We start from the raw sequence: 16,126 nt of genomic DNA on the forward strand, positions 1-16,126 counted from the left end.
AATTTACGCTTTTAAAGCCGCTACAAACGCCCTAATCTCCGCTTCTTGCAACCTCTCGATCTCCTTGCCGATCGCAGCGCCGCGCAGATTGCGAGCGACATCCGCGGCGCAAACCAAGCTTTTAAATTTCTTATCCCAAATCCCAAGCTGCTTTGCCGCTTGCACCCTACCTTTACAATACAGCCCGAGCCACTGCTTAAGCGGCATTTTTAGAGCGATTTTGCATAGCCGCTCGTCGCTTACCCGCTTAAAAAACGGCTCGCTAAGTAGCCTTTTATAAAGAGAATTTAGCCCTAAATTCTTTAAAATCTTATTTTTATCTAATCCTAAAAAATTCAAAAACGCGTATAAAAAAAACATTTCATTTCGCACAAAAGATTCGCCGCGCTCTATGAATTGCATCAGTCGCTCGTGCGTACGCGTATCAATCCGCAATCCAAAAACCCGCTCGTAAAGCCCTAGCTCTTGCATTAGCATCATTCCGTATCGGTGCGCAGGTGCACAGAAAAATTTAATCAGCTCTGCTTTAACGCGCTCGCAACTAAGATCGCTAACGTCGATACTACGCATGAGCTCTAAGGTGTGATGCTCGGTGCGAAGCTCAAATCTTGCGGCAAACTGTACCGCGCGATACACGCGCAAGCTATCCTCCACGAAAGTGCGTGGATCAACCACTCGCAAAATCCTCGCATGCAGATCCGCAAGCCCGCCGTAAAAATCGAGCACTTTGCCGCTTATAGCGTCTATCATCATCGCATTGATCGTAAAATCGCGCCGCCTACTAGCATCGCGTTCGTCCGTAGCCAAAGCGACACTAAAGCCCTTGTGCCCGACACCCGTCTTGCTTTCGGTGCGCGGAAGCGAAACATCGAAATTTTTATATTTATAGACGAAATAGCTTTTGCCGACGCCCTGTGCGCCGAAGTCCTGCATAATTTGCTCGAAACGGCGCGGTCCCACATCGTAAAGCTCCACATCCACATCAGCGCTCGCCCGCCCCAAAAAATAATCGCGCACGCAACCACCTACCAGATATATGCGTGAGCTAAATTTTTTGAGATAATCTAAAAGCGCGATGAAATCGTCATTTTGATAGATTTTCAAGTCGGTTTTCGATACTTGCAAGCAAAAATTCCATAAATTTTAAATTTAGCTCCACACGCGCGTTCAAATCGCCCTTCTCAAAAGCGTTCAGCCCCTCAAAAAGCACTAAAATCCGCTCTTTTATCGCGCTCAAAAACTCCGCTTCGCTTGAAATTTTAAAATCTGCATTTGTGAGATATTTTGATTTATCGCCCGCTTGTCTCGCGGCCCCGAGATGTCGTGCTTCCTCGGGCTGGCGCACGGCTGAATTTTGAGCACCATAAGAGGCAAAACTTCCCGCTTGCATATCCTGCACGGCAGAATTGCGAAGCTGCGGTGTGGCGAGCTCATCGTCTCGCATCCCAGGGATCGTAAAATTCTGCGGCTGCGAAACGAAATTTTGCTGGTGCGCGGCAACATTGCGGATATTTAGCGCGGCGGAATTTTGAGCTTGAAGCGACGCTAAATCCTGCTTTTTAGAATGCGCCGTGCTGAAATAATCGTCAACTTCGTTTTCTTTGAAATCAGAGCCAGACCCAAAATCGTCATTGCGTAGCTCCTTAAAATGAGCACCTAAAATACGAGGCGTCAAATCTTGCTCGCTTTGGGAGCCATCATCCGTAGAATTTAGCGCTAATTCAAAATCTTTACTTTCGGCAGAGCTTTGCGCTATGCTTGCGTCCCTGCTTTGCGGAGAAACAAATCCATTCATATCGCTGCCTAAACTATCGTAAATTTCGCCTGCGATGCCCGATAAATCACGAAAGCTTTCGTCAAATTTTGCGGCGGAGCTTTTTAAAATTTCATCGTTTGCAAAAGCAGTATTTGCGGAATCTTTGCCACTTGCAGAAGCGGAATTTATAAAATTTTCTCCATTTAAAGAGACGGAGGCCACAGAATTTTTACCGCCTGCAAGATCAGAATTTTTAAAATTCTCTTCACCGGAAAAAGTAAAATTTTCATCTTTTGCAGCAGATTTTTTTAAAGTAGCGTCCGCTGCAAATTCCGCGCCGCTAGGCGCAGAGTTCTTGCGTGCCAGGGCATTTGAACGATCTAGGGCGGAATTTAAAGCATTCGATGAAACAAAGCGCGAAGTGGAATTTTTAGTATCTGAGGAAGTGAAATTTTGCGCGTTTGATGAAGCGATATCTGGTGCAGATGTGGAATTTAAGGCATCAGGTGCAATGGGATCTGGCGCAAAAGAAGCGGGGCTTAAAGCATCCTGCGAAGCCTGCGATCCTGCTTCGGTACTGCTCGCATTCACAGCCCCCTCTTGCTGCACCGCCAAATCTTGCACGCGCTTTTGTGCTTTCATCTCATTTACTGCTTCGATGATATCTTCCAGTTCATTTTCATACATCAATTAGCCACCTCTTAAATTCCGCTTGTTTGCTCGCATCGACGCTTAAAAAGCGCTCCAGCATCGCCATATTGACGCCAGAGCTTACCCGGTGATTTAAATTTAGCCGCGCAAAAAGCACCGCCGCATCGCCATCTTGCGGATTATCGCGTAAAATACCGCGGCAAATCCGCATCGCGCCGTAGATATCGCCTTTTTTCTCAAGCTCCATAGCGTATGCTAGTGCGCTATTCAAAGCTGGCTCCTAAGCCTTAGCCGCGTAATCCGCGATGATCGAGCCGATCTCTGCGGTCGAGCAAATTTCTTTGGCGTCGTACTGCGCGATGTCTTTGGTGCGGTATCCGTCGCGAAGCACGCCGCGCACGGCAAGCTCGATCGCGGCTGCGGCCTCATTTTCGCCGAATGCGTATTTCAGCATCATCGCAGCGCTTAAGATCGTAGCGATCGGGTTTGCGATCCCCTGCCCCGCGATGTCGGGCGCGCTGCCGTGAATCGGCTCGTAAATTCCTACCTTGCCGCCAATGCTCGCACTCGGAAGCAACCCGATCGAGCCGCAGATCATACTCGCTTCGTCGCTTAAAATATCGCCGAATAAATTCTCCGTCAAAATCACGTCGAACTGCGCAGGCGCCCGCACGAGCTGCATCGCGGCGTTATCGACGTACATAAACTCCAAATTTATCCCTGCATAATTTTTCGCTAGCTCGCTTACGACCTCGCGCCACAGCTGGCTTGTTTCAAGCACGTTGGCTTTATCCACAAGCGTTATCTTTTTATTTCGCAAAAGCGCGGCCTCAAACGCGACCTTAGCCACGCGCTCGATCTCGGCGGCATTGTAGCACATCGTATTTAGCGCGTCCTTTTCGTTTTTAACGCGCGGCTGCCCGAAATAAATCCCGCCCGTAAGCTCGCGTACCACCATTATATCGACGCCTTTGATGATCTCCGGCTTTAGCATCGAAGCGTTTATCAGCTCATCAAAAATCATCGCAGGGCGCAGGTTTGCAAACGCCCCAAGCTCTTTGCGAATTTTTAGCAGTCCGCTTTCTGGGCGCAGTTCGCGCGGCAAGCCGTCCCATTTAGCGCCGCCGATCGCACCGAAAAGCACTGCGTCGCTTGATTTAGCGGCATTTAGCGTTTCATCCGGAAGCGGAACGCCCATAATGTCGATTGCCGCGCCGCCCATCAAGCGGTAGTCAAAATTTAGCTCAAAATTAAATTTATGGCTTACGGCATCGAGCACCTTGATCGCTTCTTCTATGATCTCAGGGCCGATTCCGTCGCCTTTTATCACGCATACGTCGTATTTTTTCATCCAAATTCCTTACAAGTTTATCTTTGTTTTTGCGTAATTTATCGCTCCGCCGGCATCGAGGAGCTTTTGCATAAACTCGGGGATTGCGCCGAATTTATACTGCGTCTTTTGAGTTAAATTTTTAATTATGCCGCCCTTTAGATCGATTCTAAGCTCGTCGCCCTGCGCGATCTTATCCGTCTCGTCGCATTCGAGGATCAAAAAGCCCGTGTTGAAGCTGTTTCGATAAAAAATCCTAGCGAAGTTTTTTGCGATCACGCATGAAATTCCGGCGGCCTTAAGCGCCATCGGTGCGTGCTCGCGCGAGCTGCCGCAGCCGAAATTTTTCCCCGCTACGATGATGTCGCCGCGAGCGATTTTGGACGAAAAATCCTTGTCCGCATCCTCCATGATATGCGTCGCAAGCACCGCCGCGTCGGACGTATTTAGGTAGCGCGCCGCGATAATGATGTCGGTGTCGATATCATCGCCGAATTTCCATACTTTTGCCATATTTCCGCCTTAAATTTTAAAATAGATGCGCGATTTTACCGACAAATTTATTAAAATCCGCTCAATCGCTCCGATATGAGGGCGGAATTCCTCGTTTGAAATTTAGGGCAAAATTTAAACGCAAAAGCTCAGAGATAGGAAGTGCGGAGGCATTAAATTTTAAAGCGACGGCGCAAAGGAAGCGGCGTTTCAGCGCGCTAATTTTCGTCTTGCGAACGCAGAATTTCAGCGGGCAGTCTTAAATTTAGCTAAAAATATAACCTAAATTTTAAAATTTAGCCTAATTTCTAGGATTTCAAAAATTATTAAATTTAGAGAGTTTGCGCCGTATATAAGCAAAAATAAAGAGCGTTTCGGTATAATCCGATCTTCCAAAACCAAATACACAACGACACAAGGAGATTTTATGGCGAGCCCAAAAGACGCCTTAACGCCCATCGAGCAGTTCTTCGACGAAAATCAGAAAAGCTACATCACCTACGAAAGACTGATAAAATTTTTCGACAAAGCCCCCACCGCGACGGCCGTTAAGAAGGTCGAAGCGCTTACGAAAAAATTCGACGTCGAGCTGATCTCCGCCGCAGAAATCTCCAAAATCAAAAATTTAGAGGACGCAAAACTCAAAGAAGCCACGCAAAAAAAGCTGCTGGACGAGGGCTGGGACGAGGAATTTGACCTATCCAGCGACGTCGAGCTTTTGGAGTGGAGCCGTTCGGACAGCCCGGTGCGGATGTATCTGCGCGAAATGGGACAGATCCCGCTGTTAACGAAAGAAGAAGAGATCGAGATCAGCAAAAAAATCGAGCTCGGCGAGGACATCATCATCGACGCGTTTTGCTCGGTGCCGTACTTAATAGACTTCATTTTAGACTATAAAGAGCCGCTCATCAACCGCGAACGCCGCGTCAAGGAGCTTTTCAAGAGCTTTGACGACAGCGACGAAGAGGGTGAAGAGGAGGACGAAGAGGAACTATCGGAGGAGGATTACGACGACGAGGAGGATGAGGAAAGTGCGGACGAGGCGAAGCAAAGGCGATCCAAAAAGAACGATAAGCGCGCTCTAAAGGTCATCGAAAGCTTCAAGGCTCTTGAAAAAGCCAAAAAGGACTGGATGAAATTTGCCGAGAAAAACGCCGAGGCGATTAAGCAGAGCAAGGGAATTTTATCGAAGCTAAACTTGGCGTTTAAAAAGAAAATTTTAAAAGAAAAGCTCATGGATCTGGGGCCTACGAGCAAGCTCATCACCGAGATCGTAAAATCGATGGAGACCGCGCTAAAAAGCGACGAGGGCTTTGAAAAGGAGCTCAAGCGCTTAGAGTACAAGCTGCCGATGTTTAGCGCCGAACTGCGCGAAAATCACAAAAAAATTCTAAAAGAGATTACGAGGCTTAGCAAAGACGACATCATCGCGCGCGTGCCAGAAGCTACGATGGTCTCGACCTATGTCGATATAAAAAAGCTCTTTTTGACAAAAGAGGCGAGCAAAAAAAGCTTCAACCTCGAGCCAGAGCGGCTGAAAGAAATTTTAGAGCAGATCAAGCGCGGCAAGCGCATTAGCGATAACGCAAAGGCGCGCATGGCGAAATCCAACCTGCGCCTGGTCGTCTCCATCGCCAAGCGCTACACCAACCGCGGACTGCCGTTTTTAGACCTCATCCAGGAGGGCAACATCGGGCTTATGAAGGCTGTGGATAAATTTGAATACAAGCGCGGCTATAAATTTTCGACATACGCGACGTGGTGGATCCGCCAGGCGATCAGCCGCGCCATCGCCGATCAAGCTCGCACGATCCGCATCCCGATCCATATGATCGAGACGATAAATCGAATTAATAAAATCACGCGCAAATATATGCAAGAGGGCGGCAAGGAGCCCGATATCAACGTCATCGCGCAAGAAGTAGGCCTTAGCGTCGATAAGGTAAAGCAGGTCATCAAAATCACAAAGGAGCCGATCAGCCTAGAAGCGCCGATCGGAAACGAGGATGACGGCAAATTCGGCGATTTCGTCGAGGACAAAAGCTCGGTTTCGCCGATCGAGCAAATTTTAAAATCCGATCTAAAAGAGCAGATCGACGATATCTTAGAACAGCTCAATGACCGCGAGCGCACGGTGATCCGCATGCGATTCGGACTGCTTGACGACGAGAGCGACCGCACGCTCGAAGAAATCGGCAAAGAGCTCAACATCACTCGCGAGCGCGTCCGCCAGATCGAAAGCTCGGCGATCAAAAAGCTAAAGCACCCAAAGATCGGTCGCAAACTGAAAACCTATATCGAGAGCTAGAACAAAACGCCAATATAGCGATTTAGCACACGCCGAGGTAGCGGGCTTTTTAAAGCGATGTTATCGCGCGTACTTGTAAAATCATAGAATTCCGCTCTAAATCCAAAGCGGAATTCTATGATTTTATAAATTCTACGATTTTGCTTAGTTTGATATGCAAACCGAACTGAGTAGTGTAGGTTATTCAAGGAGACTTTATGAAAACTTTAGTAATCGTTATTTTAGACGGCTTTGCCGACTGGGAGGCTTCGCTACTGGCCCCCGCACTACGTATTTCACGGACTATAGCATCCTTTATGCCTCAACCGATAAAAACGAGAAAGTATCGTTCGGAGCTTTACGCGCAAAACCTGATTTAACAATAGATGAAATTTCGCCAGATGCCGCGGCAATCGTGTTAATCGGCGCTAGAAATTCATGGCGCGAACTGCCTAGCGAAAACGCCTCAAAAATTGCTAATTTAATAGAGGAATTTAAACAACAAGGCAAGGTGGTAGGCGGTATTTGCGACGGGGCGTATTTCTTAGCGGCGGCAGGAGCGCTAAATGACTGCCATCACACCGCAAATAGTCTAGCAGACATCGTTAATTTGCCAAAATACAAAAATAAGCATGCCTTTATACAAACAAGTCGCGAAGCCGTAGTAGACGGTAAAATGATCACCGCAAACGGAAACGCATTTATTGATTTTACTATTCAAATGCTGCGCGCCTTAGGAGATATAGACGAAGCAATAATTGCCCAGTGCGAACAAATGTGGCGATAAGTAGGCAGTGCGCGTTTAGCAAATAAAATTTTGCCGAAGCAACACTCGAGCATATAAGCACAAATGAGATACAAAAAATACTGAAAATGAAATTTTGCCGAAGCGGTACGACATCGATGCTCGCTAGGTCTAACACAATACCTTAGTTTGCGTGCTTCCGTGCAAATACAGCATGGAATTTTACGCTCATTTTGCCACTAAAATTATATACGGCGCGAGCCTAAGCCAACAGACGCTATGAAATTTAAAGCAAAGTGTGCCGCCAAAGCGGTACTTCAGCACGCGCCCATCGTCGTAAGCAAAAACGATGTCTTTCCCGTTTCGCCTTTAAATTTAGTGGAGCTCACCATGCCTCAAATAACCCTCGCACGGCGAAATTAAATAGGTCTCAAAAAGCAAAAGCCACAAAGCTTGCTTTGTACATCTTATTTGCCACTTTATACCGAGTCCCGTTATCTCCCGCCGCCTCATTATTGCGCGCCGACATACAATGCAATACCTATAGCTTTTATGGCCCGTTTATCACATCCCACCGCTATGATGCCTTGCCCATAATGGAACGCTTTAAAAATAATGGTAGAGCTGTCTCTCTTTACTTACACTTGTCGTACCCGCAATCGCAGCGCCCATAAATTTACCGCATTGCTGCGCTGAAAACCGCAACACTCTTAAATTTACTGCTCCGCCGTGCCGTCTCGCTCTTAAAATTTACCTTTCGTAGCCAAGGGTGTGCTGGATAACACGACGTCGGTATTTTTGTCTTGCTCTAAATTTACCTTCCGTCGCGCCGCTAAATTTAGCCGCGTCGCAAGCTGTGTTTTCTAAGGTAGCTGTAAATCCAAGCTCCGAGCAATAAAACCGCCGCAAGGCAATACATATAAAAGGCCGCGCCGTTTTCGTACTCCACGTCCTGCGCGGTAAAGACCTGCTGCGACATTTCAGGGTTTCGCGCCGCCTCGTCTGCTATCTGCGCCATCACCTCCTCGTCATGTACCTCAAGCGTGATCTTTCGCAGCTCGATGAAATTTGTCCGCTTATCCAGATGCCTGCCGCTGCGACCCGTGACGTAGACGCTATACGAGTAGAAATTTAGATAATAAAATCCCGCGTCGTCTTTAAAAAGTTTCTCTGAAATCTGCCGCACGGCGCCTTTAAACGGGTTATCGCCCGCCCTTTTTAGCGCACTTAGCTTACTGCCGTCTGCTCCAAATTTATAATACACGTACCAAAACGCGTCTTTGAGCCAGCCCTCGGCGCCGCTACCGCGCGGTCGATTTAAAATTTTATCTTTGCTTAGATAAAATATGCCGTTTTTGCTCGCAAACAGCATATATTCTTGATGTCTGCCCTGAAAATTTAGCGGCGTATAGGGCTCGTTTGCGGGGTCAAATCTCTCGCCGTTCATCAGCACCGCGCCCGCCTTTGGATCATAAAGAAACTCTATGCCCGAGCTTGGCTCCACGAGATACATCTGCTCGCTAGGGGTGAAATTTAGCCTCTCGCCGTCCGCATAAACGCTGCGTCCGTCGCTTAGCCACCGATCGACCGGGCGAAAGTGCGCGGGCGAATCGGGGCCGTCTTCGTATACGGTTTTTAGCCTTATCTGTTTTAGATTTTTTGCATCCGCACCCGCTAAAATTTTACCCTCGTAAAATACCCGCTCACCGTCGGTTGCGACGTAAGGGCTGTCCGTCAGTGGCGAGATGGGCGCGCTAGTATCAAGTCTAGCATAGGGGTAGTTGTACTCCTGCGGCCATTTGGAGAGCCCAAACGCATGTAAAAATACTTTATAAATGTAGCTTATCGCGCCGCCCGTGCGCTGCGTGACGTCCGAGCAGAAGTAGCTCACGCGCCCGTCGCTGTAGTATCGCGCGCCGATCTTTTGCGTGCGAGTGGGATCCAGCCCCGACATCTTTCGAGCGCCGCAAAATACGCTACTAGCGTCCATGCCGACGTTTGTATAGGAGTATCTGCCGGTATCAAGCGCGCGAAAGCTCGCCGCGTCCGCGCCGCCCTCTAGCTCGTAGGGAGCGAGATTCCAAGAGCGCAGGTAAATTTTGCCGCCGATGTTGTAGTAATCGCTGCCGCTGATCTTTTGCGCGTCTGCGGGCAGCTCGCGCGAGCGGTCATACACCGATAACTCATAAATAAAAACGAGCGAGACGAAGAGCGGCACGAAAAGTACCGCAAAGAGAAGCTTTAGCGCCTTTTTATCAAACCTGCTTAAATTATCTGCCTTTTTCATAAGGCAATTATATATCTTGCCAGTTTAAAACGTTAGAAATTTAAAAGCGTTTGCGGGGGAAATTTTAAAATTTAGAGTGCGGTAAATTTGACGGCGAAAAGCTGCGGGTAAATTTAACGCCGAATTTTAGCTCAAATTTACCCGCAACCGCGCGAAACGACTCAAGCTTTGCGCAAATTTAACTTAGTAGCCGTCAAAATGCTTGGTCTTTGGCAGCACTAAATTTAACGTAATGCCGATGAGCGCGCCAAGTCCCACGCCGCTAAAGCTCATCGCGCCGAAATCCAGCACCATGCCGCCGATCGCGCAGACGAAAATGAGCGCGACGATGATCATATTGCGCGGTTCGGCTAGATCTACGCCGTTTTTTATAAGCGTTTCCATGCCCACGCTAGCGATGATACCAAAGAGTAGCAGCATGATGCCGCCGATGACGGGAGCGGGGATTGTGGAGAGCGCGGCGCCGAGCTTACCCACAAAAGCTAGCAGTATCGCCGTAAGCGCAGCAAAGGTCATGATGGCGGGATTGTAGGCCTTCGTGATACTGACTGCGCCTGTGACCTCCGAGTAAGTGGTGTTTGGCGGACCGCCGAAGCAGCCTGCTAGCGACGTCGCGAGTCCGTCGCCAAGCAGCGTGCTTTTAAGCCCCGGATTTTTGAGGAAATTTTCCTTCGTGACGTTGCTGATCGCAAGCATATCGCCGATGTGCTCGATCGCGGGTGCGATAGCGATAGGCACCATGTAGATCACTGCTTCGAGTTTGAAAACCGGCGCGGTGAAATGCGGCAGCACAAACCACGGCGCGTTTAGAATCGGCGTAAAATCCACGATACCTACAAACAGCGACGCGCAGTATCCAGCCGCGATACCGCAAAGTATCGGCACGAGGCGCAGCATGCCGCGTCCAAACATCATCACGACGATAACTGCCGAGAGCGAGATGAGCGCGATCGTAAGCGACTGGCCTTGCGTATAGAGCGCCTCCTTGCCCTTGCCCATGACCATATTTACGGCCGCGGGCGAGAGGATGAGACCTATCGTCATGATGACGGGACCAACGACTACGGGCGGTAAAATTTTATGCAAAAAGCCCTCGCCTTTGAGCCTAATAAGCAGGCTCAGAACCACGTAAAAAAGTCCCGCCGCGATCACCCCGCTCATAGTCGCGGCGATACCCCACTCCTTCACGCCAAAGCTTAGTGGCGCGATGAACGCAAAACTAGACGCGAGAAAGATCGGCGGGACGTGTTTGCGCGTGATTAGCTGAAACAGCAGCGTGCCGATGCCCGCCGTAAACAGCGCCACGGACGTATCAAGTCCCGTCAAAATCGGCACCAGCACGAGCGCGCCGAACGCGACGAATAAAAACTGCACGCCGACGAGAGCGTCGCGTAGCCTGAGATTGTAGCCTTCGTATTTTTCCATCTTCTCCTCTTTTATCTTTGCGGCTTGCCTCGCGAGCGTCTTTAACGAAGCTAATAAAAATTTAGCTTGGTAGGCTATATGCCTTATCTTCGCTAAATTTTTACGTCGCAACCCTTAAATCCATCTCGCGATCCTTCGCCTTGGCTCCTGTATTAAAAATTTATAATACACCGACATTCTGTAAAATTTAACTCGCCGCAGTCACGGACGAATAGTCCGCTCCTTTGCAAGCACTAAAAATTTATCGAAACTATACATCATCTGTCTTGAATATTTTCAAAATTTATGCCTTTCCGCCTCATCTAAAGAAAAAATACTACGCCTTAATTTTTAAATCTGACACATCAAAAATTTTGACCTACCCGGTCGCAGACGGGCAGTCCGCTCCACCCTCCACTGCCGACCATCGGCGGCTGCAAGCAGAACAAAGCAGTAGTACTTCCAAACTACCTGCGACCCACATTAAATGTTTTAAAATTTTAGCCTCTTTTTAAAATTTTACGACCTCATTTTAAAATTTCGCACTCAAGCTTAAAGCTAAATTTTAAGTCAAAGCCGCGTAAACAGATCCAAACAAACAACGACCAAAATCCGCAAACCAGCAACTAAATTCCACAAGCATAGCGGCTAAATCAAAACCTATGCAAGCCGAATTTACCGCTAAAATTTAGCGAGAGAATTCCATCGTACGGCTATTTTTTGCGCAGCAGGTCTTTTAGGCTCGCCCTTACGTCCTTGCCACGCAGAATTTGCGCGACCTCGGTAGCGATCGGAGCGTAGATCTTATGCTTTGTCGCGATATTTACGACCGCTTCGGTCGTAGCCACGCCCTCGGCGACCTCGCCCAACTCGCGCAGAATTTCCTTGAGTCCTTTGCCGCGCGCAAGCCCTAGTCCCACGCGGTAGTTTCGCGATAGTGCGCTCGAGGCGGTCAAAAACAGATCGCCCACACCGCTTAAGCCCAAAAAAGTCTCGTCTCGCGCGCCGAAAAACTTGCCGAAGCGCGCGATCTCTACGATGCCGCGCGCGATCAAGCTCGCTCTAGCGTTATTGCCGAGCTCGAGCCCATCGCAAACGCCGCTAGCGATGGCGATGACGTTTTTATACGCGCCGCACACCTCTGCGCCGATGATATCACCACTCGTGTAGGTCTTGATGTAGGCAGGGAAGGCACTTGCGAAAAGTTCGGCTAGATTTTCGTTACACGAGCTTACGACGAGCGCGCAAGGCAGCTTCTGCATGACTTCGGTGGCAAACGACGGACCTGATAGATAAGCAAGATTGCCGCGTGCGACGTGAGATTCAAAAATTTCGTTCAAAAACCTGCCGCTTGCGGCGTCGATGCCCTTGGAAGCGACTAGAATTTTTTGATTTTTGTAAGTGAAATTTTGATCCAGCCACTGCGCGGTTTGCTGCGCTGCGAGCGCGAAAACGAGCGCTTCGCACTCCAATGCCTCGCTCACGCTTACAAAATGCGGAATTTGCCTTGGCGTGCGCGAAGTGATGACGCATTCGTTTTTTGCGCTAAGCGCGTCAAAAAGTGCACTACCCCATTTGCCCGCGCCGATAACCGCGATTTTCATTATGTTCCTTTTTAAAAATTTATTCGCAAATTTGCGGTTTCTCAAATTTCATTCTCTTGAAATTCCCGCTCTTTGAAAATTTAGCCCAAAAGCGCCGACATGAGCCTGCGCAAATGCTAGCCGAAGCCACGCTTTAAAATTCGCTTTTTAAAATTTACCTTACTAAAATTTCATACTTTTAAGGTTTTGCTCCTCCGTCAAAAAACACTTTCACAAAAGGCGCGGCAGTGAACGAATGAGGATTTTGAAACTCCATTATACGTTTTAAATTTCACTTGTGCATCGCCAAGGCAAATCAAATTTTTAAAAATTTTACTTAGACGCCCGATCGCAAATCGCGCTTTTAAATCCACTTAAATCTATCAAGGCGTGCTTTGGACCTAGATGATCTGCGGTCGCTCGCCACGTTATCGTTTGGCGCAAGGTTTGAGGCACGCGTATCCGACGCAGCGATTGATTAAATTTAGCCTGCATATGGACTCGCCGCTCAAATTCGACCCTACGTATTCGATCCTATCCGCGCACCCCGAGCTTCCGTTCTCGCTCTCGCAAGCAAAGCAATTTTACGCATTCCCTATAAGCTTTACCGCGCTTTGACGGTAACCGTGAGTAAAATTCCTAACGGACGCGCTTCTTAAAACCCCTCCGTCGCAGACCGACACTCGCGCAAACGACCCGCACGAGAAAAAACGAGCTCAAAAGAACAAAACGTGCGCGAGGCAGAGCGGGTAGCCGCCGAGATCGCGCCGAATGAAATTATAACACACAAAAGCCCTCGTCATTGGCGCCTGAAAGCTTTAGCTCGAAGCAAAACGTTGCGAGCGGATTTAAAATTTTACCCCAGAGGTTTTATCTATCGCGCTCGCACCGCCGCCTTTAATTCGCCGTTTGCTGCCGCAGAAGCTGCGAAATCAGCCCAGCTTCTGTTTCAGAAGCTCGTTCACCTTCGCGGGGTTAAACGCGCCCTTGCCCTCTTTCATCACTTGACCTACAAAGAAGCCAAATAGCTTGTCCTTGCCGCCGCGGTAGTCCGCGACCTTCTCCTCGTTCGCGCCCATCACGCGCGCTATGATCTGCAAAATCGCGCCGTCGTCGCTTACCTGCCTCAAGCCCAGCTTATCGATGACCGAGCTTACGGCCTCGTCGTGCTCCATTAGATAATCAAGCACCTCTTTGGCGGCCTTTTGCGACACTACACCACCTTCGATCGCGCCGAGCAGATCGCCGAGTTTGGCGCTGCTAACAGGCGAATCCTCGATCGTAACACCGTTTTTGAGCCTGCCCGCAAGCTCGACGGTAAGCCAGCTGACGCAAAGTTTTGGCTCGTGTCCCGCCGCGATCAGATCCTCGAAAAATCGCGCGTTTTCATAGGTCGAGATTATGATCTCGGCATCCTTCTCTTTAACGCCCAGCTCGCGGACGTAGCGTGCCTTTTTTTGATCGGGCAGCTCGGGGATCTGCTGCGCAGCAGCCAGCATCTCGTCATCCACTATCACGGTTAGCAGGTCGGGGTCTGGGAAGTAGCGATACTCGGCGCTGTCTTCTTTGCTGCGCATCGGTTTAGTGATAAACTTAGCGGTGTCGAAAAGGCGGGTTTCTTGCACGACCTCTTGCTCATATTTGCCGTCCTGCCACGCTTCGATCTGACGCTCAATCTCGAACTCGATCGCCTTTTGGATAAATTTAAAGGAGTTTAAATTTTTAATCTCCACGCGCGTGTAGAGCTTTTGCTCGCCTTGCGGACGGATGCTGACGTTTACGTCGCAGCGAAACGAGCCTTCCTGCATATTCGCGTCGCTAATATTTAAAAAGCGCAAAATGCTGTGGAGTTTTTTTAGATACGCGACCGCCTCGTCCGCAGAGCGCATATCCGGCTCGCTTACAATCTCCAAAAGCGGCGTACCTGCGCGGTTTAGATCGACCAAGCTGCGCGAACTTTCGTGATTATTCTTGCCCGCGTCCTCCTCCAGGTGCGCGCGCGTGATGCCGATGCGCTTGCTCTGTCCGTCCGCAGCTATAAAAAGCTCGCCGTGCTCGACGATCGGGATCGTCCACTGCGAAATTTGATACGCCTTGGGAAGGTCGGGATAGAAGTAGTTTTTGCGGTCAAATACCGACTTGCGATTGATCGTCGCATTGACGGCGGTGCCGAAGCTGATGGCTTTTTTAACCGCTTCCTCGTTTAGCACGGGAAGAGCGCCGGGAAGCGCTAGGCAGGTCGGGCAAACGTGCGAATTCGCCTCATCGCCGAAGCTCGTGGGGCAGGAGCAGAAAATTTTGGTTTTGGTATTTAGCTGGCAGTGTACCTCCAGGCCGATCACGGTTTCAAACATAAACTTAACCTTTTAGAATAAAAATTTCGCGTAATTTTACAATTTTTTGCTTTAATACTCGCTTGCGGCGGCACACGGCGCGACTAAATTTTAAAATTTAATCGGATAGATTTTTACTCGCCGCCGCTAAGGAGCTTTTCTTTCAGATCGAAAACATCGACCATCAAGCAGGTAATGATGACGCATATCACGCCCGGAGCGGTGCAAATGAAGAGGAATTTTAACCCCAAAAAATAAAATGACGGATAGGCAAAAAAGACGAATGCGCCGACGAAGATCAATCCGAACGACGCACCCACGAGGAAGTATAAGAAATTTCGCTTAAAATTAATGCTCATCGACGATCACGGCGCCCGCTAGATAAACGTAGCTTAAAACCATGAAAATGAAAGTCTGCAAAATCGCCATAAAAGTAAGCAGCGCAAACGGCACCATCGGCACTAGCGCAGGAGCAAGAGTAAGCATAACGAGCAGGAAAGTATCGTCGCCTTTGATGTTTCCGAAAAGTCGGAACGAAAGCGATACGACGCGCGAAAAATGCGAGACGATCTCTATGACGAACATAAACGGCGCTAGGATTTTCACCGGGCCCATAAAGTGTTTTAGGTAGTTGATCACGCCGTGCTCGCGAACGCCCTCAAAATGGTAATATAACCAAACGCAAAGCGTAAGCGAAAGGGTTAAATTTAGACTCGCGCTCGGCGACTCAAAGCCCGGCACCAAGCCGATAACGTTACTAAAAAATATCACAAATCCCAATGTTGCGATTAGCGGAAGATATTTTTTGGCTTGTTCCTCGCTGCCCATAGCGTCCTTACCGATCGTTAGTACGCCGCTTAGGTAGGCTTCGGCGATGTTTTGCATGCCGTGTGGTACAAGCTGAAGAGAGCGAGTGGAGCAAAGCGCGACGACTACGATGATAGCGACGACCAAAAAGAAGTAAAAAAGGTAGATAAAAGTGTGGTCGTAAGAAATTAAACCGCCGAAAAGGAAGATGTCTTTTAGCATAAAAACCCTTGATCGTTAAAATTTGAGGCGTATTTTACACTTCTATTCGTTAAAGTATATTTAAATTTGCGCCAGCGAATAAAATTTTGAGCTTTGCGAGTTCTCACACCGCTTACTTGCCTAGCACTTACGTCTAGCTTGCGCGCCATTTCGGCGGGAATTTTGCGTTTTTTTGGCATTTAGCTCCATATTTACAGCAAATGACAAAATTTTTGCTAGTAAGCACGAA

General features: G+C 48.8%; 14 protein-coding genes. 3 read left to right on the top strand and 11 right to left on the bottom strand.

All coding sequences use genetic code 11. From position 1 onward, the window contains the following. Nucleotides 1-3 precede the first annotated feature (3 nt). The 5 genes from Q0323_RS08485 to Q0323_RS08505 are packed head-to-tail and all read right to left on the bottom strand — an operon-like array spanning nt 4 to nt 4,250. On the bottom strand, nt 4-1,125 hold the full coding sequence (locus tag Q0323_RS08485) for a CCA tRNA nucleotidyltransferase (protein WP_298053499.1): 1,122 nt from the start codon (nt 1,123-1,125) through the stop codon (nt 4-6). Then, nucleotides 1,085-2,446: a hypothetical protein gene (locus tag Q0323_RS08490; protein WP_298053502.1), complete on the bottom strand. Its 1,362-nt coding sequence runs from the start codon at nt 2,444-2,446 to the stop codon at nt 1,085-1,087. The genes Q0323_RS08485 and Q0323_RS08490 overlap by 41 nt, the downstream gene beginning before the upstream one ends. Beyond that, nucleotides 2,436-2,678 carry a hypothetical protein gene (locus tag Q0323_RS08495; protein ID WP_298053504.1) on the bottom strand — a complete coding sequence of 81 codons (243 nt, stop codon included), beginning with the start codon at nt 2,676-2,678 and terminating at the stop codon, nt 2,436-2,438. Before Q0323_RS08495 ends, Q0323_RS08490 begins: the two co-directional genes overlap by 11 nt. A 9-nt stretch (nt 2,679-2,687) precedes the next feature. Beyond that, nucleotides 2,688-3,758: a 3-isopropylmalate dehydrogenase gene (leuB, locus tag Q0323_RS08500; protein WP_298053505.1), complete on the bottom strand. Its 1,071-nt coding sequence runs from the start codon at nt 3,756-3,758 to the stop codon at nt 2,688-2,690. A gap of 9 nt (nt 3,759-3,767) precedes the next feature. Continuing rightward, nucleotides 3,768-4,250: a 3-isopropylmalate dehydratase small subunit gene (locus Q0323_RS08505; RefSeq protein WP_298053507.1), complete on the bottom strand. Its 483-nt coding sequence runs from the start codon at nt 4,248-4,250 to the stop codon at nt 3,768-3,770. Nucleotides 4,251-4,656: 406 nt separating this feature from the next. Between Q0323_RS08505 and rpoD the strand changes: the two genes are divergently transcribed. From rpoD to Q0323_RS08520, 3 genes are all read left to right on the top strand, one after another. Next, nucleotides 4,657-6,537 carry an RNA polymerase sigma factor RpoD gene (gene rpoD / locus Q0323_RS08510; protein ID WP_297913508.1) on the top strand — a complete coding sequence of 627 codons (1,881 nt, stop codon included), beginning with the start codon at nt 4,657-4,659 and terminating at the stop codon, nt 6,535-6,537. A gap of 197 nt (nt 6,538-6,734) precedes the next feature. Continuing rightward, the gene (locus Q0323_RS08515) at nt 6,735-6,896 is read left to right on the top strand and encodes a hypothetical protein (protein ID WP_298053783.1); all 162 of its coding nucleotides are present in this window, start codon (nt 6,735-6,737) and stop codon (nt 6,894-6,896) included. Continuing rightward, a complete protein-coding gene (locus tag Q0323_RS08520) occupies nt 6,827-7,303 on the top strand; it encodes a DJ-1/PfpI family protein (RefSeq protein ID WP_298053772.1) in 477 nt (158 codons plus the stop codon). The genes Q0323_RS08515 and Q0323_RS08520 overlap by 70 nt, the downstream gene beginning before the upstream one ends. Before the next feature lie 796 nt (nt 7,304-8,099). On the opposite strand, the gene Q0323_RS08525 is transcribed toward Q0323_RS08520, so the two are convergent. The 6 genes from Q0323_RS08525 to Q0323_RS08550 form a co-directional block, all read right to left on the bottom strand. Beyond that, nucleotides 8,100-9,548 carry a DKNYY domain-containing protein gene (locus tag Q0323_RS08525; RefSeq protein WP_298053508.1) on the bottom strand — a complete coding sequence of 483 codons (1,449 nt, stop codon included), beginning with the start codon at nt 9,546-9,548 and terminating at the stop codon, nt 8,100-8,102. A gap of 183 nt (nt 9,549-9,731) precedes the next feature. Then, nucleotides 9,732-10,973 (bottom strand): uracil-xanthine permease family protein, encoded by a 1,242-nt coding sequence (locus Q0323_RS08530; RefSeq protein ID WP_298053511.1) that lies wholly within the window; start codon nt 10,971-10,973, stop codon nt 9,732-9,734. 692 nt (nt 10,974-11,665) lie between these two features. Then, nucleotides 11,666-12,559: an NAD(P)H-dependent glycerol-3-phosphate dehydrogenase gene (locus Q0323_RS08535; RefSeq protein WP_298053774.1), complete on the bottom strand. Its 894-nt coding sequence runs from the start codon at nt 12,557-12,559 to the stop codon at nt 11,666-11,668. 908 nt (nt 12,560-13,467) lie between these two features. Further along, the gene (gene gatB / locus Q0323_RS08540) at nt 13,468-14,889 is read right to left on the bottom strand and encodes an Asp-tRNA(Asn)/Glu-tRNA(Gln) amidotransferase subunit GatB (protein ID WP_298053514.1); all 1,422 of its coding nucleotides are present in this window, start codon (nt 14,887-14,889) and stop codon (nt 13,468-13,470) included. 113 nt (nt 14,890-15,002) lie between these two features. Further along, on the bottom strand, nt 15,003-15,227 hold the full coding sequence (locus tag Q0323_RS08545) for a hypothetical protein (RefSeq protein WP_297896069.1): 225 nt from the start codon (nt 15,225-15,227) through the stop codon (nt 15,003-15,005). Next, nucleotides 15,217-15,897 (bottom strand): F0F1 ATP synthase subunit A, encoded by a 681-nt coding sequence (locus Q0323_RS08550; protein ID WP_298053517.1) that lies wholly within the window; start codon nt 15,895-15,897, stop codon nt 15,217-15,219. The genes Q0323_RS08545 and Q0323_RS08550 overlap by 11 nt, the downstream gene beginning before the upstream one ends. Between the last annotated feature and the right edge of the window lie 229 nt (nt 15,898-16,126).

Source organism: uncultured Campylobacter sp., assembly GCF_938030145.1.
In the GTDB taxonomy this organism is placed as follows: Bacteria; Campylobacterota; Campylobacteria; order Campylobacterales; family Campylobacteraceae; genus Campylobacter_B.